21 protein-coding genes, 1 tRNA gene and 1 pseudogene are annotated in these 26,183 nt (G+C 73.5%); 17 read left to right on the forward strand and 6 right to left on the reverse strand.

The window, feature by feature from the left end; all coding sequences use genetic code 11:
- Positions 1 to 79 precede the first annotated feature (79 nt).
- From ACWDZ4_RS11805 to ACWDZ4_RS11840, 8 genes are read left to right on the forward strand one after another with little or no spacing between them, the layout of a single operon-like run.
- Positions 80 to 1,213: an inositol-3-phosphate synthase gene (locus ACWDZ4_RS11805; protein ID WP_451508238.1), complete on the forward strand. Its 1,134-nt coding sequence runs from the start codon at positions 80 to 82 to the stop codon at positions 1,211 to 1,213.
- Positions 1,210 to 2,418, forward strand: coding sequence for a UbiA family prenyltransferase (locus ACWDZ4_RS11810; RefSeq protein WP_451508239.1), 1,209 nt, complete (start codon positions 1,210 to 1,212; stop codon positions 2,416 to 2,418). The genes ACWDZ4_RS11805 and ACWDZ4_RS11810 overlap by 4 nt, the downstream gene beginning before the upstream one ends.
- Positions 2,415 to 3,344, forward strand: a complete 930-nt coding sequence (locus ACWDZ4_RS11815) for a sugar phosphate isomerase/epimerase family protein (RefSeq protein WP_451508240.1) — start codon at positions 2,415 to 2,417, stop codon at positions 3,342 to 3,344. Before ACWDZ4_RS11810 ends, ACWDZ4_RS11815 begins: the two co-directional genes overlap by 4 nt.
- Positions 3,338 to 4,057 carry an EboA domain-containing protein gene (locus ACWDZ4_RS11820; protein ID WP_451508241.1) on the forward strand — a complete coding sequence of 240 codons (720 nt, stop codon included), beginning with the start codon at positions 3,338 to 3,340 and terminating at the stop codon, positions 4,055 to 4,057. Before ACWDZ4_RS11815 ends, ACWDZ4_RS11820 begins: the two co-directional genes overlap by 7 nt.
- Entirely contained in the window at positions 4,057 to 4,908 is an 852-nt protein-coding gene (locus ACWDZ4_RS11825) for a TatD family hydrolase (protein ID WP_451508242.1), read from the forward strand. Before ACWDZ4_RS11820 ends, ACWDZ4_RS11825 begins: the two co-directional genes overlap by 1 nt.
- 3 nt (positions 4,909 to 4,911) lie before the next feature.
- Positions 4,912 to 6,081: a metabolite traffic protein EboE gene (gene eboE, locus ACWDZ4_RS11830; protein WP_451508243.1), complete on the forward strand. Its 1,170-nt coding sequence runs from the start codon at positions 4,912 to 4,914 to the stop codon at positions 6,079 to 6,081.
- On the forward strand, positions 6,078 to 7,481 hold the full coding sequence (locus tag ACWDZ4_RS11835) for an alkaline phosphatase family protein (protein WP_451508244.1): 1,404 nt from the start codon (positions 6,078 to 6,080) through the stop codon (positions 7,479 to 7,481). Before eboE ends, ACWDZ4_RS11835 begins: the two co-directional genes overlap by 4 nt.
- Before the next feature lie 25 nt (positions 7,482 to 7,506).
- Entirely contained in the window at positions 7,507 to 8,562 is a 1,056-nt protein-coding gene (locus ACWDZ4_RS11840) for a sugar phosphate isomerase/epimerase family protein (protein ID WP_451508245.1), read from the forward strand.
- Positions 8,563 to 8,674: 112 nt separating this feature from the next.
- Here the strand turns inward: ACWDZ4_RS11840 and ACWDZ4_RS11845 are convergent, their stop codons facing one another.
- Positions 8,675 to 8,800 carry a hypothetical protein gene (locus tag ACWDZ4_RS11845; RefSeq protein WP_451508366.1) on the reverse strand — a complete coding sequence of 42 codons (126 nt, stop codon included), beginning with the start codon at positions 8,798 to 8,800 and terminating at the stop codon, positions 8,675 to 8,677.
- Here ACWDZ4_RS11845 and ACWDZ4_RS11850 point away from each other — a divergent pair.
- Positions 8,754 to 9,025: pseudogene (locus ACWDZ4_RS11850) on the forward strand (aldehyde dehydrogenase family protein); the annotation flags it as partial. The gene ACWDZ4_RS11845 and the pseudogene ACWDZ4_RS11850 sit on opposite strands and share 47 nt — an antisense overlap.
- 4 nt (positions 9,026 to 9,029) lie before the next feature.
- On the opposite strand, the gene ACWDZ4_RS11855 reads toward ACWDZ4_RS11850, so the two are convergent.
- A complete protein-coding gene (locus ACWDZ4_RS11855; protein WP_451508246.1) occupies positions 9,030 to 10,376 on the reverse strand; it encodes a DUF2254 domain-containing protein in 1,347 nt (448 codons plus the stop codon).
- A 180-nt stretch (positions 10,377 to 10,556) separates the two neighbouring features.
- On the opposite strand from ACWDZ4_RS11855, the gene ACWDZ4_RS11860 reads away from it, so the two are divergent.
- Both ACWDZ4_RS11860 and ACWDZ4_RS11865 read left to right on the forward strand, forming a co-directional pair.
- A tRNA-Leu gene (locus ACWDZ4_RS11860) sits at positions 10,557 to 10,644 on the forward strand.
- Positions 10,645 to 10,844: 200 nt separating this feature from the next.
- Positions 10,845 to 11,324 (forward strand): VOC family protein, encoded by a 480-nt coding sequence (locus ACWDZ4_RS11865; RefSeq protein ID WP_451508359.1) that lies wholly within the window; start codon positions 10,845 to 10,847, stop codon positions 11,322 to 11,324.
- A 33-nt stretch (positions 11,325 to 11,357) separates the two neighbouring features.
- On the opposite strand, the gene ACWDZ4_RS11870 is transcribed toward ACWDZ4_RS11865, so the two are convergent.
- From ACWDZ4_RS11870 to ACWDZ4_RS11885, 4 genes are read right to left on the reverse strand one after another with little or no spacing between them, the layout of a single operon-like run.
- Positions 11,358 to 12,650, reverse strand: a complete 1,293-nt coding sequence (locus tag ACWDZ4_RS11870; protein WP_451508247.1) for a TIGR02679 family protein — start codon at positions 12,648 to 12,650, stop codon at positions 11,358 to 11,360.
- Entirely contained in the window at positions 12,647 to 16,780 is a 4,134-nt protein-coding gene (locus ACWDZ4_RS11875; RefSeq protein ID WP_451508248.1) for a TIGR02680 family protein, read from the reverse strand. The genes ACWDZ4_RS11870 and ACWDZ4_RS11875 overlap by 4 nt, the downstream gene beginning before the upstream one ends.
- Positions 16,777 to 18,099 (reverse strand): TIGR02678 family protein, encoded by a 1,323-nt coding sequence (locus ACWDZ4_RS11880; protein ID WP_451508249.1) that lies wholly within the window; start codon positions 18,097 to 18,099, stop codon positions 16,777 to 16,779. Before ACWDZ4_RS11880 ends, ACWDZ4_RS11875 begins: the two co-directional genes overlap by 4 nt.
- The gene (locus tag ACWDZ4_RS11885; protein WP_451508250.1) at positions 18,096 to 19,697 is read right to left on the reverse strand and encodes a TIGR02677 family protein; all 1,602 of its coding nucleotides are present in this window, start codon (positions 19,695 to 19,697) and stop codon (positions 18,096 to 18,098) included. The genes ACWDZ4_RS11880 and ACWDZ4_RS11885 overlap by 4 nt, the downstream gene beginning before the upstream one ends.
- 230 nt (positions 19,698 to 19,927) lie before the next feature.
- Between ACWDZ4_RS11885 and ACWDZ4_RS11890 the strand changes: the two genes are divergently transcribed.
- The 6 genes from ACWDZ4_RS11890 to rbsD are packed head-to-tail and all read left to right on the forward strand — an operon-like array spanning position 19,928 to position 25,903.
- On the forward strand, positions 19,928 to 20,962 hold the full coding sequence (locus ACWDZ4_RS11890; protein ID WP_451508251.1) for a LacI family DNA-binding transcriptional regulator: 1,035 nt from the start codon (positions 19,928 to 19,930) through the stop codon (positions 20,960 to 20,962).
- The gene (locus ACWDZ4_RS11895; RefSeq protein WP_451508252.1) at positions 20,959 to 22,497 is read left to right on the forward strand and encodes a sugar ABC transporter ATP-binding protein; all 1,539 of its coding nucleotides are present in this window, start codon (positions 20,959 to 20,961) and stop codon (positions 22,495 to 22,497) included. Before ACWDZ4_RS11890 ends, ACWDZ4_RS11895 begins: the two co-directional genes overlap by 4 nt.
- Positions 22,487 to 24,445 (forward strand): ABC transporter permease/substrate-binding protein, encoded by a 1,959-nt coding sequence (locus ACWDZ4_RS11900; protein WP_451508253.1) that lies wholly within the window; start codon positions 22,487 to 22,489, stop codon positions 24,443 to 24,445. The genes ACWDZ4_RS11895 and ACWDZ4_RS11900 overlap by 11 nt, the downstream gene beginning before the upstream one ends.
- Before the next feature lie 35 nt (positions 24,446 to 24,480).
- On the forward strand, positions 24,481 to 24,612 hold the full coding sequence (locus tag ACWDZ4_RS11905; protein WP_451508254.1) for a hypothetical protein: 132 nt from the start codon (positions 24,481 to 24,483) through the stop codon (positions 24,610 to 24,612).
- Positions 24,609 to 25,517 carry a ribokinase gene (locus ACWDZ4_RS11910; protein ID WP_451508255.1) on the forward strand — a complete coding sequence of 303 codons (909 nt, stop codon included), beginning with the start codon at positions 24,609 to 24,611 and terminating at the stop codon, positions 25,515 to 25,517. The genes ACWDZ4_RS11905 and ACWDZ4_RS11910 overlap by 4 nt, the downstream gene beginning before the upstream one ends.
- The gene (gene rbsD / locus ACWDZ4_RS11915; RefSeq protein WP_451508256.1) at positions 25,514 to 25,903 is read left to right on the forward strand and encodes a D-ribose pyranase; all 390 of its coding nucleotides are present in this window, start codon (positions 25,514 to 25,516) and stop codon (positions 25,901 to 25,903) included. Before ACWDZ4_RS11910 ends, rbsD begins: the two co-directional genes overlap by 4 nt.
- Positions 25,904 to 26,183: the final 280 nt, after the last annotated feature.

Genomic DNA, 26,183 nt, shown 5'->3' on the forward strand with positions numbered 1-26,183 from the left:
CACGCCGAGCCCCCGCCCGCCACCCTCTGGCACGTGTGCACTTCCCCATCTCTTCACCGCTCTGGCAGGGAGGCAGCCCGTGACCACCCCATCCGAAGGCACAACGGCGCACACGGCACGGACCGGAGTGTGGTTCGTCGGAGCGCGAGGTTCCGTCGCCACGACCGCCGTCGCGGGCTGCGCGGCGCTCACCGCGGGGCTCCACGCGGCGGACGGCATGGTCACCGAGACCCCGCCGTTCGCCGGAAGCGGCCTTCCGCCGCTCTCCTCCCTCGTCTTCGGCGGGCACGACACGGCGAGCTGCCCCCTGCCCAAACGGGCCGAGGAACTGGAGGCGGGCGGCGTCCTGCCGCACGGCCTGGCCTCGGCCGTACGCAGCGAACTGGCCGCAGCGGAAGGGGAGATCCGGACCGGCGGCCCGCTGCCGGGCGACACGCGGGGCGACGAGGAACTCATCGACGCGTTCGCCGCGGACCTGCTCGACTTCGCGCACCGGCAGCGGCTCGACCGGGTCGTCGTCGTCAACGTCGCCTCCACCGAACCCGTCCCCACGGACCACACGCTTCCGCCGAGCTCCCTCTACGCGGCGGCGGCGCTGCGGGCCGGCTGCCCGTACGTCAACTTCACCCCCTCCACCGGGCTGCGCGCCGAAGCCCTCCGAGGCGCCGTCGCGGCCGGCGGCCTTCCCCACGCGGGACGCGACGGCAAGACGGGCCAGACGCTGCTCCGTTCCGTGCTCGCCCCGATGTTCATGCAGCGCGCCCTGTCCGTACGGGCGTGGTCCGGCACGAACCTGCTCGGCGGCGGGGACGGGGCGGCGCTGGCCGACCCGGCGGCGGCGGCGGCCAAGAACGCGGGCAAGAACCGCGTCCTGACCGACACCCTCGGCACGCTTCCGCAGGGCGAGGTCCACATCGACGACGTACCGGCGCTCGGCGACTGGAAGACGGCCTGGGACCACATCGCCTTCGAGGGCTTCCTGGGGTCGCGGATGACGCTCCAGACGACGTGGCAGGGGTGCGACTCGGCGCTCGCGGCGCCCCTGGTCCTGGACCTGGCCCGGCTGCTGGCCCGCGCCCACGAGGCGGGCATCTCGGGCCCCCTGCCGGAGCTGGGCTTCTACTTCAAGGACCCGGACGGCGGACCGGCGGCGCTGGGGGAGCAGTACGAGGCGCTCCTGGCCTTCGGGACCCGCCTGCGGGAGGCCCGATGACGACCGCCCGCGTCACCGCGTGGGCGGAACTTCTGCGCGTGTCGGCGCTGTTCACCGTGGTGGGCGACGCGGTGGCGGGCGCGGCGTCCGTCGGCGTACGCCCCAACCGGGGCACCGCGCTGGCCGTCGGGGCTTCGGTGTGCCTGTACGAGGCGGGCATGGCCCTGAACGACTGGGCGGACCGGGCCGAGGACGCGGTGGACCGCCCGCACCGCCCGATCCCCTCGGGCCGCGTCACCCCGCGAGCCGCCCTGGCGGCGTCGTGCGCGCTGACGGTGGCGGGCCTCGCCCTGGCGGCCGGGGCGGGACGGCCGGCCCTGGGGACGGCCGTCCCGCTGGCCGCCACGGTCTGGGCGTACGACCTGCGCCTGAAGCACACGCCGGCGGCCCCCGCCGTGATGGCGACGGCCCGGGCCCTGGACCTGCTCCTCGGCGCGGCGGCCACACGGGCGGGGACCGGCCGGGCAGGTCTTCCCTTTCGCCGCCCCGCCCCTTCCCGGACCGGGGCTCCGCCCCAGGCCCCGGTCCTCAACCTCCCCCACAGCCTCAGGAGCAGGGGAGGGACCCCCCTGACGGGCTGGAGCTTGCCGGACAGGGGCGGGCTTTCCGGCCCGGAGCGGAAGATCAACCCCGTCCGGCGGTCGAGGACTTCGGGAAGGGGCGGGGCGGGGAGTGGGCTCCGCCGGGCCCGCCCCGGCCCCGCAGGGGGCGCGTCCCGCGACTCCGGTACGCGGGACGCCCTGACCGCCGCGGCGATGCTCGGCGCGCACACCTACGCCGTCACGGCGGTCTCGCGCCGCGAGACGCAGGGCGGCTCGACGGCCGCGCCACTCGCCGCCCTCGCGGCGACCGCCGTACTGGCCGTACTGGCCGCCCGCGAACGCCCCGGCGCCACGAACCGCACTCCGTACGCGCACGCCCCCGCCGCCTCCCGCCACGGAGCCGTACGCGTCGCCGCCCGCCTGGCGACCCCCGCCGCCCTCGCGGCAGCCACCTACTTCCGCACCGCGGCCAAGCCCCTCTTCCACGCCGCGCTCAACCCTTCCCCGCCCCTCACCCAGCGCGCCGTGGGCGGTGGGATCCGGGCCATGATCCCGCTGCAGGCGGCGCTCGCGGCCCGCAGTGGCGCGGCCGGGGCCGGGGCGGCGCTCATGGGGCTCGTACCCGTCGCCCGGAAGCTGTCGCGAAAGGTGAGCCCCACATGAACCCCACTCCTCTCTCCACCTCCACTCCCCTCTCCGCCCCCACTCCCGCCCCCCTCCGCTTCGGTTACGGCACCAACGGCCTCACCGACCTCCGCCTGGACGACGCCCTCGCCCTCCTCGCCGACCTCGGCTACGACGGTGTCGGCCTGACCCTCGACCACATGCACCTCGACCCCCTCGCCCCCGGACTCGCCGCCCGCACCGGCCACGTCGCCCGCAGGCTGGCGCGGCTGGGGCTGGGCGTGACCGTCGAGACCGGCGCGCGGTACGTCCTCGACCCGCGCCGCAAGCACGGCCCGTCCCTGCTCGACCCGGACCCCGAAGACCGCGCCGCCCGCGCCGGGCTGCTCCTCACGGCGGTACGCGTCGCCGCCGACCTGGGCGCCCACGCCGTGCACTGCTTCAGCGGCGTCACCCCGGCGGCCACCTCGCCCGGCACCGCCTGGCAGCGGCTGACGGAGTCGCTCGTCCCCGTCATCGACGCCGCCGCCACCGCCGGCGTACCGCTCGCCGTCGAGCCCGAACCCGGGCACCTCCTCTCCACCCTCGCCGACTTCCACCACCTGCGCCGCGCCCTCGGCGACCCGTCCGCCCTCGGCCTGACCCTCGACATCGGCCACTGCCAGTGCCTGGAACCGTCCTCGCCCGCCGACTGCGTACGCCAGGCCGGGCCCTGGCTGCGGCACGTCCAGATCGAGGACATGCGGCGCGGCGTACACGAGCACCTGCCGTTCGGCGAGGGCGAGATCGACTTCCCGCCCGTCCTGGAGGCGCTCGCGGCCACCGGCTACCAGGGCCTGACGGTCGTCGAACTGCCCCGTCACTCGCACGCCGGCCCCGACCTGGCGGCACGCTCCCTCGACTTCCTCCGCACGGCACTGCCCACCGAACCGCTCCTCCCGGCAGGAGGCGACGCACGATGCTGACCGGGCTGACCGACGGCGCACCGCCCGCAGCCCTCCAAGCCGCACTCGAAGAACGACTGGCCGGCGCGGACCGCGCCTGGCTGCACGAGGCCCTGGCGGAGGCCGAGGCGGAGGCGGAAGCCGAGTCACCCCGACCGGCGGACCGCCCCCAGTGGTCCCTTCCCACCTGGGAGACCCGCTTCGCCGAAGCGGGCCGCCACTGCCACCCGGCCCAGGCCGGTCCGGCCGGCTCGCCCGGTCCGCCCGGCCCGGGTGCCCAGGACCTGGCCGACGCCGCCCGTGTCCTCCTCCTGCACGCCGTACGGGCCGACCACGCCACCACCACCCGGCTCTACACCCACGGCACCGCGGCCGAGCGCCGCGCGGTCCTGCTCGCGCTGCCGCACCTGGGCGACGTGCCCGCCGGTTCCGCGCTCCCGCTGGTCGAGGACGCGCTGCGGACGAACGACACGCGCCTGGTCGCGGCCGCGGTCGGCCCGTACGCCGCCGCCCATCTCGACCAGCACGCCTGGCGGCACGCCGTTCTCAAGTGCCTGTTCACCGGCGTCCCCGCCGGCGCCGTCGCGGACCTGGCCGGCCGGGCCGCCGGCGACGCCGAGCTGGCCCGGATGCTCCGTGACTACGCCGCCGAGCGCACCGCCGCCGGCCGCCCGGTTCCGGAGGGTCTGGACCGCGTCCTGGCTCTTACGGCCGCCCCCACCCAGGAGTCCTGATGCGCATCTTCGACCCCCACATCCACATGACCTCCCGTACCACCGACGACTACGAGGCGATGTACGCCGCCGGGGTGCGTGCCGTGGTCGAGCCGTCCTTCTGGCTCGGCCAGCCCCGTACCTCGCCGGCCAGCTTCTTCGACTACTTCGACGCGCTCCTCGGCTGGGAGCCCTTCCGCGCCTCCCAGTACGGCATCGCCCACCACTGCACGATCGCCCTCAACCCCAAAGAGGCGAACGACCCCCGCTGCGTCCCCGTTCTCGACGCGCTCGCCCGTTACCTCGTCAAGGACGGGGTCGTTGCGGTCGGCGAGATCGGCTACGACTCGATGACCCCCGCCGAGGACACCGCCCTGGCCGCCCAGCTCCAGCTGGCCGCCGGCCACGGACTGCCCGCCCTCGTCCACACCCCGCACCGCGACAAGCTCGCCGGTCTGCACCGCACCGTCGACGTCATCCGTGAATCGGACCTCCCCCCGGACCGCGTCCTGCTCGATCACCTCAATGAGACAACCGTGAAGGCCGCCGCTGACAGCGGCTGCTGGCTCGGCTTCTCCGTCTACCCCGGCACCAAGATGGACGAGGAGCGCACGGTCGCGGTGATCAAGGAGTACGGCACGGAAAAAGTGCTGGTCAACTCCGCCGCGGACTGGGGAAAGAGCGACCCGCTCAAGACCCGCAGGGTCGGTGACGCCCTGCTTGCCGCGGGTTTCACCGCGGACGACGTGGACCGGGTCCTGTGGCGCAACCCGGTCGCCTTCTACGGTCTCAGCGGCCGCCTCCAGCTCGACGTGCCCGACGCCCCCGAACCTCTCCACGAGGGCAACTCCATCCTCCGCGGCGGGGAGTGAGCGATGCGCTTCCGCCACCCGGACGGCTCCACCGTCCACCTCGCGTACTGCACCAACGTCCACCCCGCCGAGACCCTCGACGGCGTACTCGCCCAGCTCCGCGACCACTGCGAACCCGTCCGCAGACGCCTCGGCCGCGACCGCCTCGGCATCGGCCTGTGGCTCGCGAAGGAGGCCGCGCACACCCTGACCACCGACCCGGCGACCCTGCGCGGCCTGCGCGGCGAACTGGACCGGCGCGGCCTGGAAGTCGTCACCCTCAACGGTTTCCCGTACGAGGGGTTCGGCGCCGGAGAGGTCAAGTACCGCGTCTACACACCGGACTGGACCGACCCCGAGCGCCTCGCCCACACCACCGACCTCGCCCGCCTGCTCGCCGCGCTTCTGCCGGACGACGTCACCGAAGGCACCGTCTCCACCCTCCCGATCGCCTGGCGCACCCCCTTCGACGCGGCCCGCGCCGAGGCCGCCCGCACGGCCCTCGCCACCCTCGCCGAACGCCTCGACGCCCTGGAGGAGCTGACGGGCAAGTCCCTCCGCGTCGGCCTCGAACCGGAGCCCGGCTGCGCCGTCGAGACCACCGCCGACGCCATCGGCCCGCTCACCGACCTGGCCGCCCCGCGCATCGGCGTCTGCGTCGACACCTGCCACCTCGCCACCTCCTTCGAGGACCCGGCGACCGCCCTGGACGCGCTCACCGCCGCCGGCGTCACCATCGCCAAGGCCCAGCTCTCCGCCGCCCTGCACGCCGAGGAACCCCACCTCCCCGCAGTACGCGAAGCCCTCGCAGCCTTCGCCGAACCCCGCTTCCTGCACCAGACCCGTACCTGCACCACCACCGGCCTGCGCGGCACCGACGACCTCGACGAGGCCCTCACCGGCAGCGCCCTGCCCGACGGCGCCCCCTGGCGCGCCCACTTCCACGTACCCCTGCACGCCCCGCCCGCCCCGCCGCTCACCTCCACCCTCCCCGTACTCGAGGACGCGCTCACCCGCCTCGTCGGCGGCCCGGAGCCGCTCACCCGCCACCTGGAGGTGGAGACGTACACCTGGCAGGCGCTCCCGCCCGAGCTGCGCCCCCGCACCCGCGCCCAGCTGGCCGACGGCATCGCCGCCGAACTGACCCTCGCCCGCGACCTGCTGACCGGCCTCGGCCTCAAGGAGCTGCCATGAGCCCCGCTCCCGCCCGGAAGCCCACCCCGCTCCTCGTCCTGGACGTCGTCGGCCTCACCCCTCAGCTCCTCGACCGCATGCCGCACCTCAAGGCCCTCGGGCAGTCCGGCTCCAGGGCTCCCCTCGGCACCGTCCTGCCCGCCGTCACCTGCGCCGCCCAGTCCACCTTCCTCACCGGAACCCTCCCCGCCGAGCACGGCATCGTCGGCAACGGCTGGTACTTCCGCGACATCGGCGAGGTCCTCCTCTGGCGCCAGCACAACGGTCTGGTCGAAGGCGACAAGATCTGGGACGCCGCCCGCCGCGTCCACCCCGGCTACACCGTCGCCAACATCTGCTGGTGGTACGCGATGGGCGCCGACACCGACATCACCGTCACCCCGCGCCCCGTCTACTACGCCGACGGCCGCAAGGAACCCGACTGCTACACCAGGCCCCCCGCACTCCACGACGAACTGACCGACAGGTTCGGCACGTTCCCCCTCTTCCACTTCTGGGGTCCGGGCGCCGACATCGTCTCCTCCCGGTGGATCATCGACGCCACCCGCCACATCCTCCGCACCCGCCCCACCGACCTGGCCCTCTGCTACCTCCCGCACCTCGACTACGACCTCCAGCGGTACGGCCCCGACGATCCCCGCTCCCACCGGGCGGCCACCGACCTGGACACGGCCCTGGCTCCCCTGCTCGCCGACGCGAAGGCCGAGGGCCGCACGGTCGTCGCCCTCTCCGAGTACGGCATCACCCGCGTCAGCCGCCCCGTCGACATCAACCGGGCCCTGCGCCGGGCCGGCCTCCTCGAGGTCCACACCCAGGACGGCATGGAGTACCTCGACCCCATGACCTCCCGCGCCTTCGCCGTCGCCGACCACCAGCTCGCGCACGTCTACGTGCGCAGGCCCGAGGACCCCGGGAACATGGCAGCCGTACGCGAGGCCCTCAAGGACGTCGGGGGAATCGGCGAACTCCTCGACGACGCGGGCAAGAAGGCGCACGGCCTCGACCACCCGCGCTCCGGCGAACTGGTCGCCGTGGCCGAACCCGACGCCTGGTTCACGTACTACTACTGGCTCGACGACGCGAAGGCACCCGACTTCGCCCGGCTCGTCGAGATCCACCGCAAACCCGGCTACGACCCTGTCGAGCTCTTCATGGACCCCCAGGACCCGTACGTACGCGTCAAGGCGGCCAAGGCCCTCGCCCGCAAGAAGCTCGGCATGCGCTACCGCATGGCGGTCGTGCCCCTCGACCCCTCACCCGTACGCGGCAGCCACGGCCGCCTGCCCGAGCGTGACGAAGACGGTCCGCTCATCCTGTGCTCCACCCCCCGCGCCGTCGAGGGCCGCGTCGCGGCCACCGATGTGAAAGCCCTGCTCCTTCAGCTTGCCGGACTGCACTGACAAAGGGAGTTCCACCGTGAGACCCATGAGCCGCACCCCGCACGACTCCGAGCTCGCCCACCGACTCAGCCGCCGCAACGTCCTCGGCGTCGCGGCGGGCGCCACCGCGGCCGCCCTGCTCGGCATGGGCCCGGCCGCCGCGGACAGCAAGGACCGGGGCAAGGACCATGGCAAGGACCGCGGCAAGGGCCGTCCCGTCCTGCCCCCCGGCCGCCTCGGCATCCAGCTCTACAGCCTCCGCGACAAGGTCTCCACCCTCGGTTTCGCCCCCGTCTTCGCCGAACTGGAGAAGTACGGCTACGACGAGATCGAACTCGCCGGGTACACCCAGGGGTCCGCGGGCGCCATCACCCTCGCCCAGCTCAGGCAGCTGGCCGCGGACCACGGCCTCAACCCCATCGGCAGCCACGTCAACTACTACTCCTCCGACCCCGGGGCGTACTCCTTCGCGACCAGCCTCACCAAGGTCCTGGACGACGCCCAGGCTCTTGGCCTCAAGCACATCGGCACCGCGTCCGGGCCGTTCCGCTACGGCTCCACCGTCGACGGCTGGAAGCGCGCCGCCGAGGACTTCAACACCTACGGCGCGGCGGCCCGCGAGCGCGGCATGAAGTTCTACCAGCACAACCACGCCGAGGAGTTCTCCTTCGCCACCGACCAGCCGGGCGTCCGCCTCTACGACGTCCTGCTCGCCGAGACCGACCCCGATCTCGTCTACCTGGAGATGGACATCTACTGGGCGTACGCCGGCCAGTTCCGCTTCGGCAAGAGGGCGGACGGCACCCCCGCCCCCTTCGACCCGCTGAAGTACGTCCTCGACCAGCCCGAGCGCTATCCGCTGTTCCACGTCAAGGACGGCATCAAGGACGCCGCCGTCCGCGACGGCTACCGCATGACCGACGTCGGCGACGGCGACATCGACTACAAGAAGTTCCTGTCGGCGGTCACCAGGCACTCCCGTCGGGGCCGCACGTACCACCACTGGCAGGCCGAGCACGACAACCCTGCCGAGTCCTTCGCCTTCGCCCGCAAGTCCAGCGAGCACCTGCACTCGCTCCGCGAGGGCCGCTGCGGCGACTGATATCCACGGCGCGGTACGGCACGGCATGAGTGCGGGGCCCGGAATCCTCCCGGGCCCCGCACTCATGCCGTCCGCCGTCCGCCGTCCGCCGTCCGCCGTCCGCCGTCCGCCGTCAGTCCGCGTCCCGGCTGATCGGCCTCGGATCGGCCGTGACGCCCTTGTTCCCGGGGCGGCCCGGCTGCGTCAGGAACAGCGCGATGAACGCCTCCAACGGCGCCCTGGTGGCGACCCTTTCCACCGACGCCCCTCGACGTACGAACGGCCGGCGCCCCAGATCCGCTGCTTCGAGGTCGGCCGCGGAAAGCCCCGCTCACGCGGCGACCGGGACGAACTCCTCGGCGGCTTCGGCGCGTCGTGGCGAGGCGCGTTCGTGGGCGGAGGACTCCTGATCCACTCGGTGACCGAGGGCCCGCGGGGCGAACGCCTCCCCGGCAGCTTCCCGGACCACCACCTGATGCCGTGACCCCTTATCCGATCCCCTGGCGATCGGGGAGGAGGGCGAACGCCCGCTCGGCCGCCTCCGGCGCCGTGCGCTCCACGGCCTGGACGAGGAGCGTGCGGTGCCGCAGCAGCGGCTCTCTCCTGCCCTCCGGCGCCAGCAGCAGCAGGTCGTCGATCCCGGCGAGCAGCCGCCGGGTCACCTGAGGGCTGCCGACCGCGCACCCCCTGATCTCGGCGAACCCGAGATCCACCAGATCGGCCCACCCCGGTACGTTCTGAACCAGCCGCACCGCACCCCGGCCGTCCCGGTGGTGCACGGCCCCGAGCGGCCGCTCCACCACCGCGGCGAGGAACTGCACGATCCGGTCCAGGCACTGCACGGCGGTCGTCGGATCGTTGACGGCGGACGAGAGCGCCCGCAGCGCGATGTCGGACAGCTGCCGCAGCCCGAACCCGAGGTCCTGGTGGGAGGTGCGTTCCACCCCTACGGACACGGTGTACCGCCGCGCCCGCCGCGAGGGCGTCCCGTCACCGTGCACCGCCAGCAGGGGCGTTCCGGGCACGACGAAATCCCCGATCCGGGGAATGAGCCGCAGGACGACACCTTCCCGGCCGGCGGCCCGCACCAGTCGCGCGACATTCACGTCACGCAGCACACCCGCCCGCCCCCGATGCGCGATCCGCCCGCTCTCGGCTCCGAGCGGCTCCTGGTCCGCTTCCCCGTCCGCCTCCCGGCCGGGCCCCCCGGCTGCCTGCTTGCCCAGCACCCGGAACGACTCCCGGGCGATACGGTCGACGACGGGCCCGACCTGCATCAGCCGCAGCGTGGACGACACGTACGCGATGAACAGCAACAGGCTCAGTACGACCATGAGCATGACCAGGATGCTCTGTACGAGCGGCACGGTGGTCACCAGTCGCGGATCGGACGTGCTGTCGTACTGGGTCAGCACCAGCAGCGAGAACAGGAACGTCGCCAGGAACACCGTGAGCGTGAGCTTGGTGATCCGGCTCCGCACGAAGATCCGCACCACCCGGGGCGTGAACCCCCCGCTCGCCATCTGGACCGCCACCAGCGAGATGCTGAAGACCACACCGATGAAGGTCATCATCGCCGCGCTGATCGTGGTGACGATGATCTTCGCGTCCTCGACGATCCCGATCAGATCGCCGACCTCGTCGTACGCCTTCTCGCCCTGCAGATACGCGACGAGCTCCGCGTCGAGCGCCGACGCCACCCACCACAGGGCGAACACGCACACCAGCCCCAGGCTCGGCGCGAACCAGAAGGTGTCCCGCAGATGCTCACGCAACGGCGACAGCGCCCGCGGCCGACGGTGCCCGCGCCCACCGGATCCGTATCCGTAAGTCACCGCCCGAACGCTACGCGTGCGCGGGTGGCAACGCGCGGTGCACACGGCGGCGGAACGACGGCGAGATCGGGTCGAGCAGGCCGCCGCAAGCCACTGACCACGGAATACGCAGGTGAAAGCCACCCTGAACCCCTGGTATTGTTTTCCATGTCGCCGCGGGAAACCGGGGCCGACCACCTGGTCCGGGTGGCGGAATGGCAGACGCGCTAGCTTGAGGTGCTAGTGCCCTTTATCGGGCGTGGGGGTTCAAGTCCCCCCTCGGACACCAGCGAATACCCCACGGTCTCTCGTAGACCGTGGGGTTTTTCGTTCTGCGACGGAACGTTTCCCGTGCCGGCCCGCGCAGCACGCGTGCACGCGAGGACCGACGCGCTGTTCGCATGGTGGCTGTCGGACACCGATGAGTTCACGACGCCGGACCGGTCTCCATGGGTGTACACGCTCATGCGCCGCACACTGGAGGAACCGATGGTTGCCAAGGGATTCACCACCTGTCTGTGGTTCGACGGGAAGGCCGAGGAGGCCGCGGGGCACTACGTATCGATCTTCAAGGACTCGAAGCTCGGACGGATCGGGCGCTACACCGAGGCCGGGCCGGGGTCCGCCGGGTCCGTCATGGCCGTCGAGTTCGAGGTCAACGGTCAGAGGTTCGTCGGGCTGAACGGCGGGCCGGAGTTCACGTTCAGCGAGGCGATCTCGTTCCAGATCCACTGCGGTGACCAGGACGAGGTGGACCATTACTGGAGCAAGCTCTCCGCGGGCGGTTCCGAAGGCCCCTGCGGCTGGCTGGAGGACAAGTACGGAGTGTCCTGGCAGGTCGTCCCCGACGGGCTCCTCGACATGCTCGGCGACTCGGACCCGGAGAAGGCGAAGCGGACCGCCGAGGCGATGTTCTCGATGTCCAAGCTCGACATCGCCGCACTGCGGAAGGCATACGCGGGAGAGTAGGGCGTACGCGGGACAGCAGGTACTGCGCCCGGATCAGGGGGTCGGCCCGTTCCGGCCGTCCGGGTGGCGGGACAGGTCTGCCAGCAGGTCTTCGGCCACGTGCTCCTCCAGGACGGCGGTCCGGTGGGTGAGCAGGGCCTCGGACAGGGCGGGGTCCCACGGGGCCTCGGTGATCCTGCCGGTGGGCGGGCCCGGCTCGGTGTGGGGGTAGGTGCGGGCGCGGGCCGTCAGGTAGTCGGTGGCCGACATGCGCCAGGGGGTGGCCGGCGTCTTCGCCAGGACGTGGGCGGCGATGCGCAGGCCCTCGCCGTCGAAGTCGCCGTGGTGGCGGAGCGGGGCTCCCGCCTTTGCCAGGTGGCGCAACAGGAGGAGTACGGCGCTGTTCGGCCAGCCGGACGTGCACACCAGGGGCGGGCAGGCCGGGCCGAAGCGCTGGAGGGCGAGGGCCAGGATGCTCGGGTTCTCGGTGATGTGGACCGCCGTGGGCGGGAAGCGCAGCTCGCCGGGTGTGCGCAGCTGGGCCAGGGTGAGGTGCGTGGCGTGGCCCGCGTCGGAGTACGTCGTCACGGCGCGGGCCACCGGGCCGTCGCCCGTGGGGCGCAGGCCGGCGGTGAGGACCGTGGTGGACAGGGCGTCGTCGGCGATTCCGGCGCGGGCCCACAGGGCGCGCCGTTCGGAGGCCGACTCGGGGACGGCCGTGTCGTACAGCGCGGCAAGGGCGCGCAGGACCAGGCCGCAGAGGCGGGTTCCGTCGTCGAGGGCGTGGGAGTCGTTCAGGACCCGGGTGGAGAAGACGGGCAGGGGTTCGCCCCGCGCGGGGAGCCCGGACAGGGCGCGCAGGGCGGCGGTGAGGGTGTTCCGTGTGGTGGACACCGAGCCGCCGGTCAGGCCGGCGCGGCGTACGTGCGCGACCCAGACGTCCAGTGCGGGCTGCGCCAGGACCACCGGGTGGGCGGCCAGCCACTCCCACAGGGCGGTGCGGGCGGCGCGGTCGCTCGCGCGGGCCGCGGCCCGGTCGCCGACCGGACCGACGACGGCCGTGACCACCGAGCGGGTGTCCTCGCCGCAGCTGTCACGGAGCGTCTCGTCCAGGTGGGAGAGGGAGACCGTGGGGCGCCGGCCGGGGAGCCGGTCCAGGCCCAGGAGGTCGGCTACAGCGCTCTGCGCGGCCTCGTCCAGGGGGCCGATCCGTACCCGTGCGACCGGCCGGCCGGTGGACAGCCGGTCGTGGAACGCCCGCCACAGCGGCGCCAGTCCGGGGAGGTCCAGCGGGTGTCCTGCCGCAGGGTGTCCTGCCGGAGAGTGCTCCGCCTCGGGGTGTCTCACCGCGGCTCCTCGTCGGACCGCAGGTCCGTGCCGTCCCAGACGAAGCGGACCGTCGTGACGGCGTCGTCGGGGCCGCCGCCCTCGGCCCCCACGCCCTCGATCCCGCCCGTGATCAGCTGGTGCACGGCGATGCCGTCGAGCTCCCGGTAGGTGCACCACTCGTGGTCCGAGGTGAGCATCAGGTCGAGGTCGAGCGAGCAGAGCAGGGCGAAGATCTGGCCCCGGTTGGCCGCGTCCACGCCGACGAACACCTCGTCCAGCAGGATCAGCCGGGGTGCCCGCGGCACCGCCTGGTAGTGCGCCGCCACGGCGGCGAACAGCGGCAGGTGCAGGGCGATGGCCTTCTCCCCGCCCGACAGCGCGCCGTGCAGCTTCTTCGTCAGCAGCTGCCACCCCTGCCCGTTCGCACGGTCCAGCTTCACCACGAACTGGTGCCACGCGGTGTAGTCCAGCACCCGCGTCAGCTGCTCCTCCCAGTTCCTCGCCGTGTCGGACGCCTTGGCCTCCTCGATGCGGTCGCGGAAGAAGCGGTGCAGCGCCTCGCGGTCGCCGTCCGGCATCCGCACCGGATCCTTCAGCAGCATGTCGCGGGCGGCCCTGGTACCGGGCGGCAGCGCCGGATCGACCTGCCACACCAGGCGCACCGCGACCCGGGAGGCCGTACGCACCCGCTCCAGGCGGGAGTTCATCGCGTCGACCAGTTCGTTGGCCTGGCGGATACGGGCGGCCAGATGGCGCCGGGTGTTGCCCGTGAGCGTACGGTCGAAGAGCTCGCGCTCGTCGGCGGTGATCTCCTCCTGGCTGCGGTCCCGCTCGGCCGTCAGGGAGGCCAGCAGTCCGGCGGCGCCCGTCCGCATGCCGTCCATCGCCGCCGAGAACACCTGCACGTCGTCGTCCGACTCCAGCGACAGATCGGCGCGCTCGCCCAGCGCCTGCCGGCTGGTGTGGACGGTCTCGGCGAGACGGCCCAGGGCGTCCGCGATGTTCTTCGGCCCGTACGGTACGGACGGCCACAGCGACCCGATCGTGCGGGCCGCCTCCAGGGTGGACTTGATCCCCTCCTCGGCCCTCACCGCCACCTCGGCCCCCGCGTCGACGGCGAAACCCAGCCGCAGATGGCGGCGGAAGCGGTCCGCGGCCGTGTCGCGCGCGGTCACCGCCGCGTCCCGCTGTGCGGCGGCCGTGACCCGCTCGCTGTCCAGCGAGCCGATACGGCCCGCGACCTTCAGCAGCAGCGCGTTCAGGTCGCGCAGGCCGGACAGGGCGGCGCGGTGCGACGCGCGCAGCTCCTCGATGCGGGCGAGCACCTCCTCGTACTCCGCGCCGACGGTGTGCTCGATCTCCTCCAGCCTGGCCCCCAGCGCGCGGGCGCCCGACTCCGCGCGGCCCGCCTCGGCCTCCAGGACCCGGGCGGCCTCGCCGGACCGCTCGGCGCGGGACTTCGCCTCCGCCGCCGTACGCCGCTCGGACGCCAGCTGGAGGTGGGCGAAGAACCACTGGTCGGCGGTGTCCCGCAACCTCTGGACCGTCTCGGCCACCGCGTCCAGCGCCGACGGATCGGCCGGCAGTCCGTGCTCGGCCGCCGTCTGGTCGAGCAGGGCCCGGGTGGTCTGCGCCGCGCTCTCGCACCGGCCCAGCCGCGCGACGGCGGACCGTACGGCGTCGTCCCGGGCGGCGGCGTCGGCCTGCGCCCGGTCGAGATCGCGCTCCGCCGCGACGACCGCCCGGTGGTCGGGGCGCGAGCGCCGGTCGGCCTCCAGGGCGGCGCGGCGGCCGGCGAGCGTGGTGAGCGCGGTGTCCAGTTCGGTGATCTGGTGGCCCAGACCGGTGATCCGCGCCGCCAGCTGCGCCAGCCGCTGCTCGCGGGCGCGGGCGCGCGCGGACGCGCCGATGTAGGCGGCCTCCGCCTTGGCCCAGCTCCCCGTCGCACTCGCCAGCCGCCAGGTGCCGTCCCCGCCGATCGCGGCACCGTGCCCCTGCGGCAGGGTGTCGTCGTACGCGATGCCGGACAGCAGCTGGCCGATGCGCTCCACCGCGACCGGCGCTCCCGGCTCCGCCCGCAGTACCTCGGCCAGGGACCGGCCCGGGGCGGGCACCGACCAGTCGGCCTCGGCGAAGGTGTCGTGGCCGAGGGCGAACGCACCGCCGTACGGGGCGACCCAGGCGTCCAGCAGACCACTCGCCTCCAGGGCGGCCTCGACCGCCGCGCGCGTACCGGCCGGCACCTCGTCGTGGAAGGCCACCAGCTTCCACAGCGGGGCGCCCATCAGCCGGGAACGGTCGGCCGTACGGAACGGCGGGGGAGGGGGCGGCAGTTCGGCGGTGTGCTCCAGCGCCGCGGCCTCGGCGGCCAGTGCCTCGCGCTCTGCCCGCACTGCCGCGCGCCGGGCGGCGGCGGTGGTCTCCGCGGCGGTCAGGGCGTGCTCGACCGCGCGGACGGCCGCGTCGGTCAGCGCCAGCACCTCGGGTTCGTCCGTCGCGCGGGCGGCCAGATCCTCCACGGCGCCGCCGTCGAAGGAGAGCTCCGCGCACTGCCGGGCCCAGACGCGCAGCCGCTCGGCCTGGGCCGCTGCCGCCTGCTCGTACTGCGCCGTCCGTCGGGCGCGCCGCTCCGAGGCGGTGGCCAGGTCGGCCCGGCACTCCTCCAGCCGCTCCTCGGCCGTCGTACGTTCGCCGGTCGCGGCCCGGTGCGCGGCCAGCGCCCCGCGCACCTCCTCGACCTGGCTCCGCCGCCCCCGCACCGCGCCGTGCAGGATCTGCCGGGCCCGGTCCGCGGAGCCCGCCGCGAGCAGGGTGGCCACCTCCGTGCAGGACGCCGTCATTCCGGCGCTCCGGGCGACCTGCCAGGTGTCGCTCTCGGCGCTGCGGACCTTCTCCTCCCGCGCATCGGCCGCCTCCTGGGCCCGCTCCTGACGCAGGGCGTCCTGGTCGGCCGTCTCACGGGCCGCGCCCGCCTTGGCCCGCCGCTCCTGCGCGTCCCGGTGGGCGTCGGCAGCCTGCTGCCGCAGCCGGTCGAGGTCGCGGCCCTGGCGGTAGGCGTCGGACTCCGTGAGGCCCTCGATCCTGGAGGCCAGCTCCTCGGCGAGGGCCTCGGCCTCGGCGTGCTCCGCCTCGGCCCGTCCCTGCTCCCCGACGGCCGCCCGGTGCGCCTCCTCGCTCTCCCGGGCCGCGCGGGTGCGGTTGTCCATCTCGGTCGTCGCCGAGACCACGGCGGCGGCGGCGGCGCGGAGCACCCGCTGGGCGTACGCGCGCTGCCGGGAGCCGAGGGCCTGCGCCGCCCGTACCTCGTCCTCCAGCCGGGACAGGTGCTCGCGCCGCCGGTCGAGCCGCTCGAAGCCGTCGGCCAGCTCGGAGATCTCCCCCTGGTCGAGCGGGGGCAGGGCGCGGGAGAGCAGTTCGGACAGGAGCGAGGGGTCGAGGCGCTGGGACAGCTTCGGCGTACGCAGTTGCAGCAGCGCGGTGATGAGCGCGTCGTAGCGCTGTTCGTTCAGTCCCGGGAAGAGGGTCTGCCGTACGGTGTCGCGGTACTCGGAGGCCGAGGCGTGCACCTCGCCGTGCCCGGCCAGGGCCTGCGCGAGGGCGGCCCTGGTCAGCGGCCGGCCCGCGTCGTTGACCAGGTCGAAGCCGCCGGGGACGCCGACGCGGCGGCGGGTGGTGAAGAAGTCGGCGGTCACCGACGTGGTCCGTTCGCCGGCCTGGAGCCGTGCCCCGACGGTGAACCAGGCGCCGTCGCCGTCGCCGTCGCCGTCGTCCGAGGCTTCTCCCTCTCCCTGGCCCTGGCCGGTACGGAACTCCAGCCAGACGTATCCCACCCGGGTGAGGCCGGTGGCGCCCTCGCCCATCAGGTTCCAGTGCATGGTGCGCTCGGAGCCGCCGAAGGTGGACAGCCGGTGGGGGCGCAGGCTCGCGTCGAAGAGGAACGGCAGCAGCACCTCCAGGGCCTTGGACTTGCCCGTGCCGTTCGGACCGCGCAGCAGCAGGCGGCCGCGGTGGAAGGTGAAGACCTCGTCGTAGTAGCGCCACACGTTGAGCACGCCCGCGCGGGTCGGCTGCCAGCGGGGGGTGCGGCCGCGGGCTCCGGAGCCCGCGGAGTCCGCGGAGGCGCGGCGGGGGAGGGCGGTGACCGTCATGCGGGGGGTTCTTCCTTGAGAGTGGCACCGGTGACCCGGTAGCGGGCGGCGGCGGGCCGGGGGACGACGCGGCCGCCCGCGCTGCGTACCAGACCGAATTCGACCAGGACCTGTACGGCGTCCGAGGCCAGGGCCGCGGCCCCGCCCTCCGTGCGGTACGCCTTGCCCCAGCGGGGGAAACGCCCCAGCAGGCTCTCCGCCTCGGCGGCCAGCTGCTCGGGCGTGCACCCGGCGGGCGAGGCGGTGAGCGTGTCGAGGAGCAGCAGGGCGGCGACCTTGGCGTGGCTCGCGTCGTCGGGGAACTTGCCGTCGGTGGCGATGGCGTCCGGGTCGATGAGCAGAAACCCTTCGGCGCGCTCCTCCAGCACGAATCCCGCCTGCTCCGCGGCGCGCCGCAGGATCTGGCGGCCGGTGGGGGAGGCGAGGTAGCCGAGCTGGGCTTCGGTCAGGTCGTCCCGGTGCAGGACGGGATTGTCGAACAGGCGCCGCAGCACCGAGTGCCGCAGCCACAGATTGCGCTGTACGGGCGAGGTATGGGCTTCCGGGGTGCCGGACCCCGGATCGTCCGGATCTTCCGGGTCCTCCGGGTTCTCCCAGGTCCCCGGAGTCCCCGAGTCGTCCGGAGCCTCCGCGGCCGCGGGCCCGTACCGCCGTTCCCGTACCAGGCCGGTCAGCAGCGCCTCGAACCTGCCGGGTATCGCGGCGGCCGGGACGGCGAGGCGGGAAGGACCGCACGGCGCGGCGAGCAGCCGCATCAGCACGGTGGCGTCCACCCGGTAGAGCACCTTCGCCTCGGCCGAGTCGGCGAAGCTGTCCGTCGTCCCGTCGACGGTCTGCAGGGCGCCGTACGACTCCAGCAGCCGCAGTACGTCGACGAACGCCACGCGCTCCGCACGCTGCGCGGTGTCGAAGGCGGGCAGCGCCTCGTCCGCGGCCGCGGCCCGTACCACCCGGTCGGCCAGCAGCCCGATGGTGGTGACCGGTACGGAGAGCAGCTCGGCGGCGGTGACGCAGAGCAGGACGTACCGCCGGCGGTCGAAGGGGGCGCGTCCCGAGCGGGTCCGCCGGGCGGGCCGCGTCGCGTCCGCGTCCGTCCGGACCTTCAGCAACCGGGCGTAACCCAGCCGCGGTTCGACGACCAGCGTCCAGCCGCAGTGGTAGTCGAACCAGTGGATCAGCGGATCCCGCCGCCGGCGCACCAGGTCGAAGGCCGCCGGGTCGGAGCGTTCGGTGAGCAGCGGGCGGGCCAGCAGCGTCCGGATGCAGCGGGCCAGCTCCTCCCGTTCGGCGACGACCAGTTGATTGGCGAAGTTGCTCATCCGGTCGCCTCCTCCAGGGCCGCCTCGGCCGGAACCGTCCCGGCCGTGTGCACTTCGATGAGGAAATCGGGGCCGGTCAGCGTGGCGTGCGGCGTACGCAGCACGGCCGGGGCGGCACCGGCGGCCGGTGGCCGCAGGACCACCTCCACCCGGCCGTCGCCGGTCACGGCCCGGCGTGCCCCCGTGGAGTCCGGGCGGACGGCCAGGGCGCGGCCGAGCAGATCCATCAGCCGCTCGAAGACCTCGTGGTCCAGCGCGCCGAAGTGCGAGAGCCGCACCGGGGCCCGAGTGCGCAGCAGACTCCAGGCGGCCTCCAGCTCGGCGCGCTCCGCCCGTGCCCGTTCGGCCCTCGCCGCCTTGAGCTCCGCCACGTCGCGCACCCGGCCGGTGCGGGTGAAACGCTCCGTACGGCCACTGGCGCGCAGCAGCGCGGACACCTCCACCGGCGGGGCGTCGCGCCAGCTCTCGGTGGCCGCCGTCAACTCGGGGTCGGCGTGCGCGAGATGGGCGTGGCGGGACGGTCCGAGCCCGAACGCCGTCGACCACAGCCGGTGCAGGTCGTCGTCGGTGGGCGCGGCGGCGAACCAGCGCGCCAGCTCCCTGAAGTCCTGTACGGCGCCGGTGGAGCGGCGCCGTGACTCGGTGATCCTGTCCAGCACCTGGAGCAGGGTGACGATGGCGCGGCGCGCCACATGGTGCAGCTGCTCCACCCGGGCGGGCGAACCGTCGGCCGGCAGGAACCAGGCACGCAGCCCCTCCCAGCGGGCGCGGCGGCGCGCGAGCCACTCGGGGGCCGGGTCGGCGCCGCCGGACGGCGGAAGTTCGGCGCCGCGCAGCGCCCGCCGCCACAGCGCTTCCGGGCCGCGGTCCTCGATCCGGGCGACGGCCGCGGCGACGGCGTGGGCCCGCTGGTCGAGGTTGGTGAGGAACTCCTGGAGGTAGGCCACGGTGGCGCCCTTGACCTCGTGGAACGTGGACAGCTCGGCGCCGTCGGTGCGCAGCAGCCGCTGCAACTCCCCGTTGAACTGCTTGGTGTTGCCGCGCAACGCGTCGAGGTGCCCTTCGAGCTCCTGCAGGGTGCTGAAGATCCGCCGGTCGCCGTCGGATCCGGCGTCCGCCGACAGGCGGTCCAGCTCCGCCAGCCGGTCCGCGATCGCGTCCAGTACGGCGGTCTGGAGGGCGCCGGTCGACGCGAGGACGGTGAGGGCGTGCTGCACGCCGGCGAACGCCGCCTCGCCGCGCCGGGTCAGGGAGTACTGGAGATTGCGGCGCTCGTACTCCTGCGCGGTGCGGTAGTTCTCCGCGTGGTTCTGGATCACGTCCAGCAACTGCCACTCCCGCAGCTGCTTCAGGGCCTGGGTCAGGTCGTCGTCGGTCAGCGCGTCGAACCAGCCGACGCCGCGCAGCCGCTCCCGTACGTCGTCCAGACCGAGCGCCGTCACCAGCCGCTCGTTCGCATCGCCGAAGGCCTGGAGGACCGCGCAGTACAGCGGTGCCCGGTCACCGGTGGTGAACCGGAACATGTCGGCCGGGACCCGGTGCGCCGCCGCGCCCCGGTTTCCGGTGGTGGTGATGTCATGCCCGTCCGTCAACGCCATGCGTTGAACACTAGACGGCGCCGCCGACACGGACGCCGGGCGACCAGAAAGGTGAACGCGCTCATATGAGCGTGGGGTGGTCACGATCGGGTCTCGCTGTGGTGGAAGGGTCTTGCCCACGAGGCGTGTAATCGTTTCCAATCATGCGTGTAATCGATTCCATGGGCTCGGGTCCCGGCCTCAGCCCCCGGAACCGGGGTCCACCGCAACCACAAGGAGGTGGTCCGGCAGTGGCGAGCATCAAAGATGTCGCGGCCGAGGCGGGAGTGTCCGTCGCCACGGTCTCGCGCGTCCTCAACAGCCACCCGTCCGTCAGCCCCGACGCGCGGACCCGCGTCCTCGCCGCCGTCGACGCGCTCGGCTACCGGCCCAACGCCGTGGCCCGGTCGCTGCGCACCGACCAGACGCGCACCCTGGGGCTCGTCATCAGCGACGTGCTCAACCCGTACTTCACCGCGCTCGCCCGCTCCGTCGAGGAGGCGGCGCGCGCGCTCGGCTACAGCGTCATCATCGGGAACGCCGACGAGCGGCCCGAGTTGCAGGACCACCACGTCCGTACGCTCCTCGACCGCCGGATCGACGGGCTCCTCGTGTCGCCCACCGACGGCGGCTCCCCGCAGATACTCGACGCCGCGCGCGGCGGCACCCCCATGGTCTTCGTCGACCGCTGGATTCCGGGTGTGGACGTGCCCGTCGTGCGCGCCGACGGCTGCCCCGCCGTACGCGACCTCGTCGGCCACCTCCACCGCCTCGGCCACCGCAGACTCGCGATCATCGCCGGACCGGCGGCCACCACCACCGGCAGCGAGCGCGTCGAGGCCTTCCGCGAGGCGCTGCGCGAGCACGGACTGCCGCTGCCGGACGCCTGCATCGGGCAGGGCGACTTCCAGGCGGCCAGCGGACGGCGCGCCACCGCGCGCTTCCTCTCCCTGCCCGAGCCGCCCGACGTCGTCTTCGCCGCCGACAACCTGATGGCGCTCGGCGCGCTGGACGCGATCCGCGAGCGCGGCCTGCGGGTCCCGCAGGACATCGGGCTCGCCGCCTTCGACGACATCCCGTGGTTCGTCCACACCGATCCGCCGATCACGGCGATCGCCCAGCCGACCGGCGAGCTGGGCCGGGCCGCCGTAAGGGCCCTGGTCGACCTCATCGAGGGCCGGCCCCCGCAGTCCGTCACGCTTCCCGCCCGGCTCGTCGTACGCCGGTCCTGCGGCGAGGGGCCTTCTTCGCATTCTCCGTACCAGAGCCAGAGGAGCAACCTGTGAGCGGCCCGGGCGAGTTGCTGCGCATCGAAGGCATACGCAAGACCTTCCCCGGCGTGGTCGCGCTCGACTCCGTCGACTTCGACCTGCGGCGCGGCGAAGTGCATGTCCTGCTCGGCGAGAACGGGGCGGGCAAGAGCACGCTGATCAAGATGCTGTCCGGCGCCTACCGCCCCGACAGCGGACGGATCCTGGTCGACGGGCGAGAGGTCCGTATCCACGGGGCGCAGGACGCCGAGCGGCTGGGCATCGCCACCATCCACCAGGAGTTCAACCTGGTGCCCGAGCTCACCGTCGCCGAGAACATCTTCCTCGGCCGCCAGCCCCGGCGCTTCGCGATGATCGACCGCAGGCGGATGGAGGCCGACGCGCAGGAGCTGCTGAAGCGGGTCGGCGTGCGGGTCTCGCCGAAGGCCAAGGTGCGCGAACTGGGCATCGCCCGGCTCCAGATGGTGGAGATCGCGAAGGCGCTGAGCCTGGACGCGCGCGTCCTGATCATGGACGAGCCGACCGCCGTACTGACCAGCGAGGAAGTGGACAAGCTCTTCCGGATCGTGCGGCAGCTGCGCGAGGACGGGGTGGGCATCGTCTTCATCACGCACCACCTGGAGGAGATCGCGGCCCTCGGCGACCGCGTCACCGTCCTGCGCGACGGCCGCAGCGTCGACCAGGTGCCCGCCTCCACGCCCGAGGGCGAGCTCGTACGGCTGATGGTCGGGCGCAGCATCGAGCAGCAGTACCCGCGCGAACGCCCGGAGACGGGGGAGCCGCTGCTCTCCGTGCGCGGGCTGACCCGCGACGGCGTGTTCCACGACGTCGGCTTCGACGTGCGCGCCGGCGAGGTCGTCGGACTCGCCGGGCTCGTCGGCGCCGGACGCACCGAGGTCGTACGCGCGGTCTTCGGCGCCGACCCCTACGACGCCGGGACCGTCGAGGTGCGGGGCGAGCGGCTGGCCAAGGGCGACGTGAACGCCGCCATGGGCGCCGGGATCGGGCTCGTGCCCGAGGACCGCAAGGGCCAGGGCCTGGTGCTCGACGCCTCCGTGCAGGAGAACCTCGGCCTGGTCACGCTGCGTTCGGCCACCCGCGCCGGCCTCGTGGACCTCAAGGGGCAGCGTACGGCCGCCGCCCGGATCGCCGGACAGCTCGGCGTACGGATGGCGGGCCTCGGCCAGCACGTCCGTACCCTCTCCGGCGGCAACCAGCAGAAGGTCGTCATCGGGAAGTGGCTGCTCGCTGACGCGAAGGTGCTCATCCTCGACGAGCCGACCCGTGGCATCGACGTCGGCGCCAAGGTCGAGATCTACCAGCTGATCAATGAACTGACCGCCTCCGGGCACGCCGTCCTGATGATCTCCAGCGACCTGCCCGAGGTCCTCGGCATGAGCGACCGGGTGCTGGTCATGGCCCAGGGCCGGATCGCCGGTGAACTCCCGGCGCACGAAGCGACCCAGGACGCGGTGATGGCGCTCGCCGTCACCGCCGCCCCGACCCCGAACGCAGCGAAGAACGAAGTGGAGGGCTCCCGTGGCCACTGACACGCTCAAGAGCAACACGGGCGCGAGCGCCGCGAGTACGGTCCGCCGCGTCCTGCTCGACAACGGCGCGCTGAGCGCCCTGGTGGTCCTGGTGGCGGCGATGTCGCTGCTCTCCGGCGACTTCCTCACCACCCAGAACCTGCTCAACGTGGGGGTGCAGGCCGCCGTCACCGCGATCCTCGCGTTCGGCGTCACCTTCGTCATCGTCTCGGCGGGCATCGACCTGTCGGTGGGGTCGGTGGCGGCGCTCTCGGCGACCGTGCTCGCCTGGACGGCCACGTCCGAGGGCGTCCCGGTGTGGATCGCGGTGATCCTCGCCGTCGCCACGGGCATCGCCTGCGGCCTGGTCAACGGCGCCCTCGTCTCGTACGGGAAACTCCCGCCGTTCATCGCCACGCTGGCCATGCTCTCGATCGGCCGCGGCCTGTCCCTGGTCATCTCGCAGGGCAGCCCGATCGCCTTCCCCGAGTCGGTGTCGGTGCTGGGCGACACACTCGGCGGGTGGCTGCCGGTGCCGGTCCTCGTGATGGTCGTGATGGGGCTCGTGACCGCGCTCGTCCTCGGCCGTACGTACATCGGACGCTCGATGTACGCGATCGGCGGCAACGAGGAGGCGGCCCGGCTCTCCGGACTGCGCGTCAAGCGGCAGAAGCTCGTCATCTACGCCCTGTCCGGCCTCTTCGCCGCCGTCGCGGGCATCGTCCTCGCCTCCCGTCTGGTCTCCGCGCAGCCGCAGGCCGCGCAGGGGTACGAACTCGACGCGATCGCCGCGGTCGTCATCGGCGGCGCCAGCCTGGCGGGCGGCGTCGGCAAGGCGTCCGGCACGCTGATCGGCGCGCTCATACTCGCGGTGCTCCGCAACGGCCTCAACCTGCTGTCGGTCTCGGCCTTCTGGCAGCAGGTCGTCATCGGCGTCGTGATCGCGCTCGCGGTCCTGCTGGACACGCTGCGGCGGCGGGCCGGCGGCGGATCGGCGGCCCCCGCGGCCTCGTCCGGGGCCGGTGCGTCCGGGTCCGGACGCAAGGGCGCGGCGAAACTCGCGGTCGCCGCCGTGTGCGTGGCGGCCGTCGTCGGCGCCGTGTCGTTCCTCAACTCCGGCTCCACCGGTACGACCACCAAGGTCAGCATGTCGCTCTCCACCCTCAACAACCCCTTCTTCGTACAGATGAAGGAAGGCGCGCAGGCGGAGGCCGAGGACGCGGGTATCGACCTCACGGTGACGGACGCGCAGAACGACGCCTCCCAGCAGGCCAACCAGCTCCAGAACTTCACCGGCGAGGGCGTGAAGTCGATCGTCGTCAACCCGGTGGACTCGGACGCGGTCGGGCCTGCGGTACGGGCCGCGAACAAGGCCGGCATCCCGGTGGTCGCCGCCGACCGCGGCGTCAACAAGGCGGACATCGCCACGCTCGTCGCCTCCGACAACGTCGCGGGCGGCAGGCTCGCGGCGAAGGCGCTGGCCGGGAAGCTCGGCGGCGAGGGCGAGATCGTCGTACTGCAGGGCACGGCCGGCACCTCCGCCAGCCGCGAGCGCGGCAAGGGCTTCGCCGAGGGGCTCGAGGCGTACCCGGGGATCAAGGTCGTCGCAAGCCAGCCGGCCGACTTCGACCGCACCAAGGGGCTGGACGTCATGACCAACCTGCTCCAGTCCAACCCGGGGATCACCGGCGTCTTCGCCGAGAACGACGAGATGGCGCTCGGCGCGGTCAAGGCGCTCGGCAGCAGGGCGGGCAAGTCCGTGGACGTCGTCGGGTTCGACGGAACCCCGGACGGTCTGAAGGCGGTCGAGGCCGGCACGCTCTACGCGTCGGTGGCCCAGCAGCCCAGGGAACTCGGGAAGATCGCCGTCCAGAACGCGGTCAAGGCCGCGCAGGGCAAGAAGGTCGGCAGCATGGTCAAGGTGCCGGTCAAGGTCGTGACGGAGAAGAACGTCGCCGACTTCTCATGACGGCCACGGCCACGGCTACGGCTACGGCTACGGCTATGACGACCGCGACCGCGACCGCGACCGCGACCGCGACCGCGACCGCGACCGCGACCGCGACCGCGACCGCGACCGCGACCGCGACCGCGACCGCGACCGTGACCGCGAACAGCGAAAGCAGGACAGCATGAACGACTACGACCTGCTGGTCGTGGGGTCGGCCAACGCCGACCTGGTGATCGGTGTCGAGCGCCGCCCCGCGCCCGGCGAGACCGTGCTCGGCTCCGACCTGGCCGTCCACCCCGGCGGCAAGGGCGCCAACCAGGCCGTCGCCGCCGCCCGCCTCGGTGCCAGAACCGCGCTGCTCGCCCGGGTCGGCGACGACGCCCACGGGCGGCTGCTGCTGGAATCGCAGCGCGCGGCCGGTGTGCACACCGGCGGTGTCCTGGTCGGCGGGGCGCCCACCGGTGTCGCGCTGATCACCGTGGACCCCTCGGGCGACAACAGCATCGTCGTCTCGCCCGGCGCCAACGCCCGGCTGACCCCCGAGGACGTCCGCGCCGCCGGGGACCTCCTCGCCGGCGCCGGGGTCGTCTCGGCGCAGCTGGAGATTCCCCTGGAGACCGTGGCCGAGGTGGTGCGTACGCGGGCGGCCGGCGCCCGGTTCGTACTGAACCCGTCGCCGCCCGCGCCGCTGCCCGCGGACGTGCTCGCCGCCTGTGATCCGCTGGTCGTCAACGAGCACGAGGCCAGGTTCGTGCTCGGTGACGCGGCGGGGCACGACCCCGAGGACTGGGCGCGGGCACTGCTCGCGCTCGGCCCGCGGTCGGTGGTCGTCACGCTGGGCGCGGAGGGCGCGCTGGTCGCCGAGGGCGGTACGGACGCTTCCGCCGTACGGGTCCCGAGCCCCCGGGTCGTCGCCGTCGACACCACCGGAGCCGGCGACGCGTTCACCGCGGCCCTGGCCTGGCGGCTCGGCCTGGGCGAGGACCTCGTCCAGGCCGCGGCCTTCGCGGTACGGGTGGGCGCCGCCGCCGTCACCAGGGAAGGCGCGCAGGCGTCCTTCCCGACCGCCGAGGAGGTCTGCGCGCTGTGAAGAAGGCCGGCATTCTGAACCGCCGTCTGGCGGGAGCGCTGGCCGAGCTGGGCCACGGCGACGGGGTCCTCGTCTGCGACGCCGGCCTGCCCGTCCCGGCCGGTCCGCGCGTCGTCGATCTGGCCTTCCGGGCCGGGATACCGTCCTTCGCCGACGTACTGGAAGGGCTGCTGGCCGAGCTGGTGATCGAGAGCGCGACGGCCGCGCACGAGGTACGGGAGGCGAACCCGGCGGCGGCGCGGCTGCTGGAGGGCTGTCTGCCGGATCTCACCCTGGTCCCGCACGACGAACTCAAGGCGCTGTCGGCGGGGGCCCGGCTGATCGTACGGACCGGGGAGGCGCGGCCGTACGCGAACGTGCTGCTGCGCTGCGGGGTCTTCTTCTGACAGGGGCGGACGCGGGCGCGGGTGCGGGGGGACTCCACCCCGGCCCGGGCCCTCGGCGCCCCTGTTCCCCTTCGCCCTCACCGGGCCCGCCGCCGCCGGGCGTGGCGCAGCCGGCGTCTTTCCCGGACTCTCTGTCCCACAGCCCGTTCCACGGCGTCGGTTTGTGATCCCCCCCTGCTCACCGCGGGCATCGCGGTCGGTCGTTCGTCACTTCGAACAACGTTCGGAGATTTGAAGGAAATCCGTGCGATTCATTGACGCGCGCGCGGGTTTGAATCTA

The sequence above is a fragment of the Streptomyces sp. NPDC003016 genome (assembly GCF_053591455.1).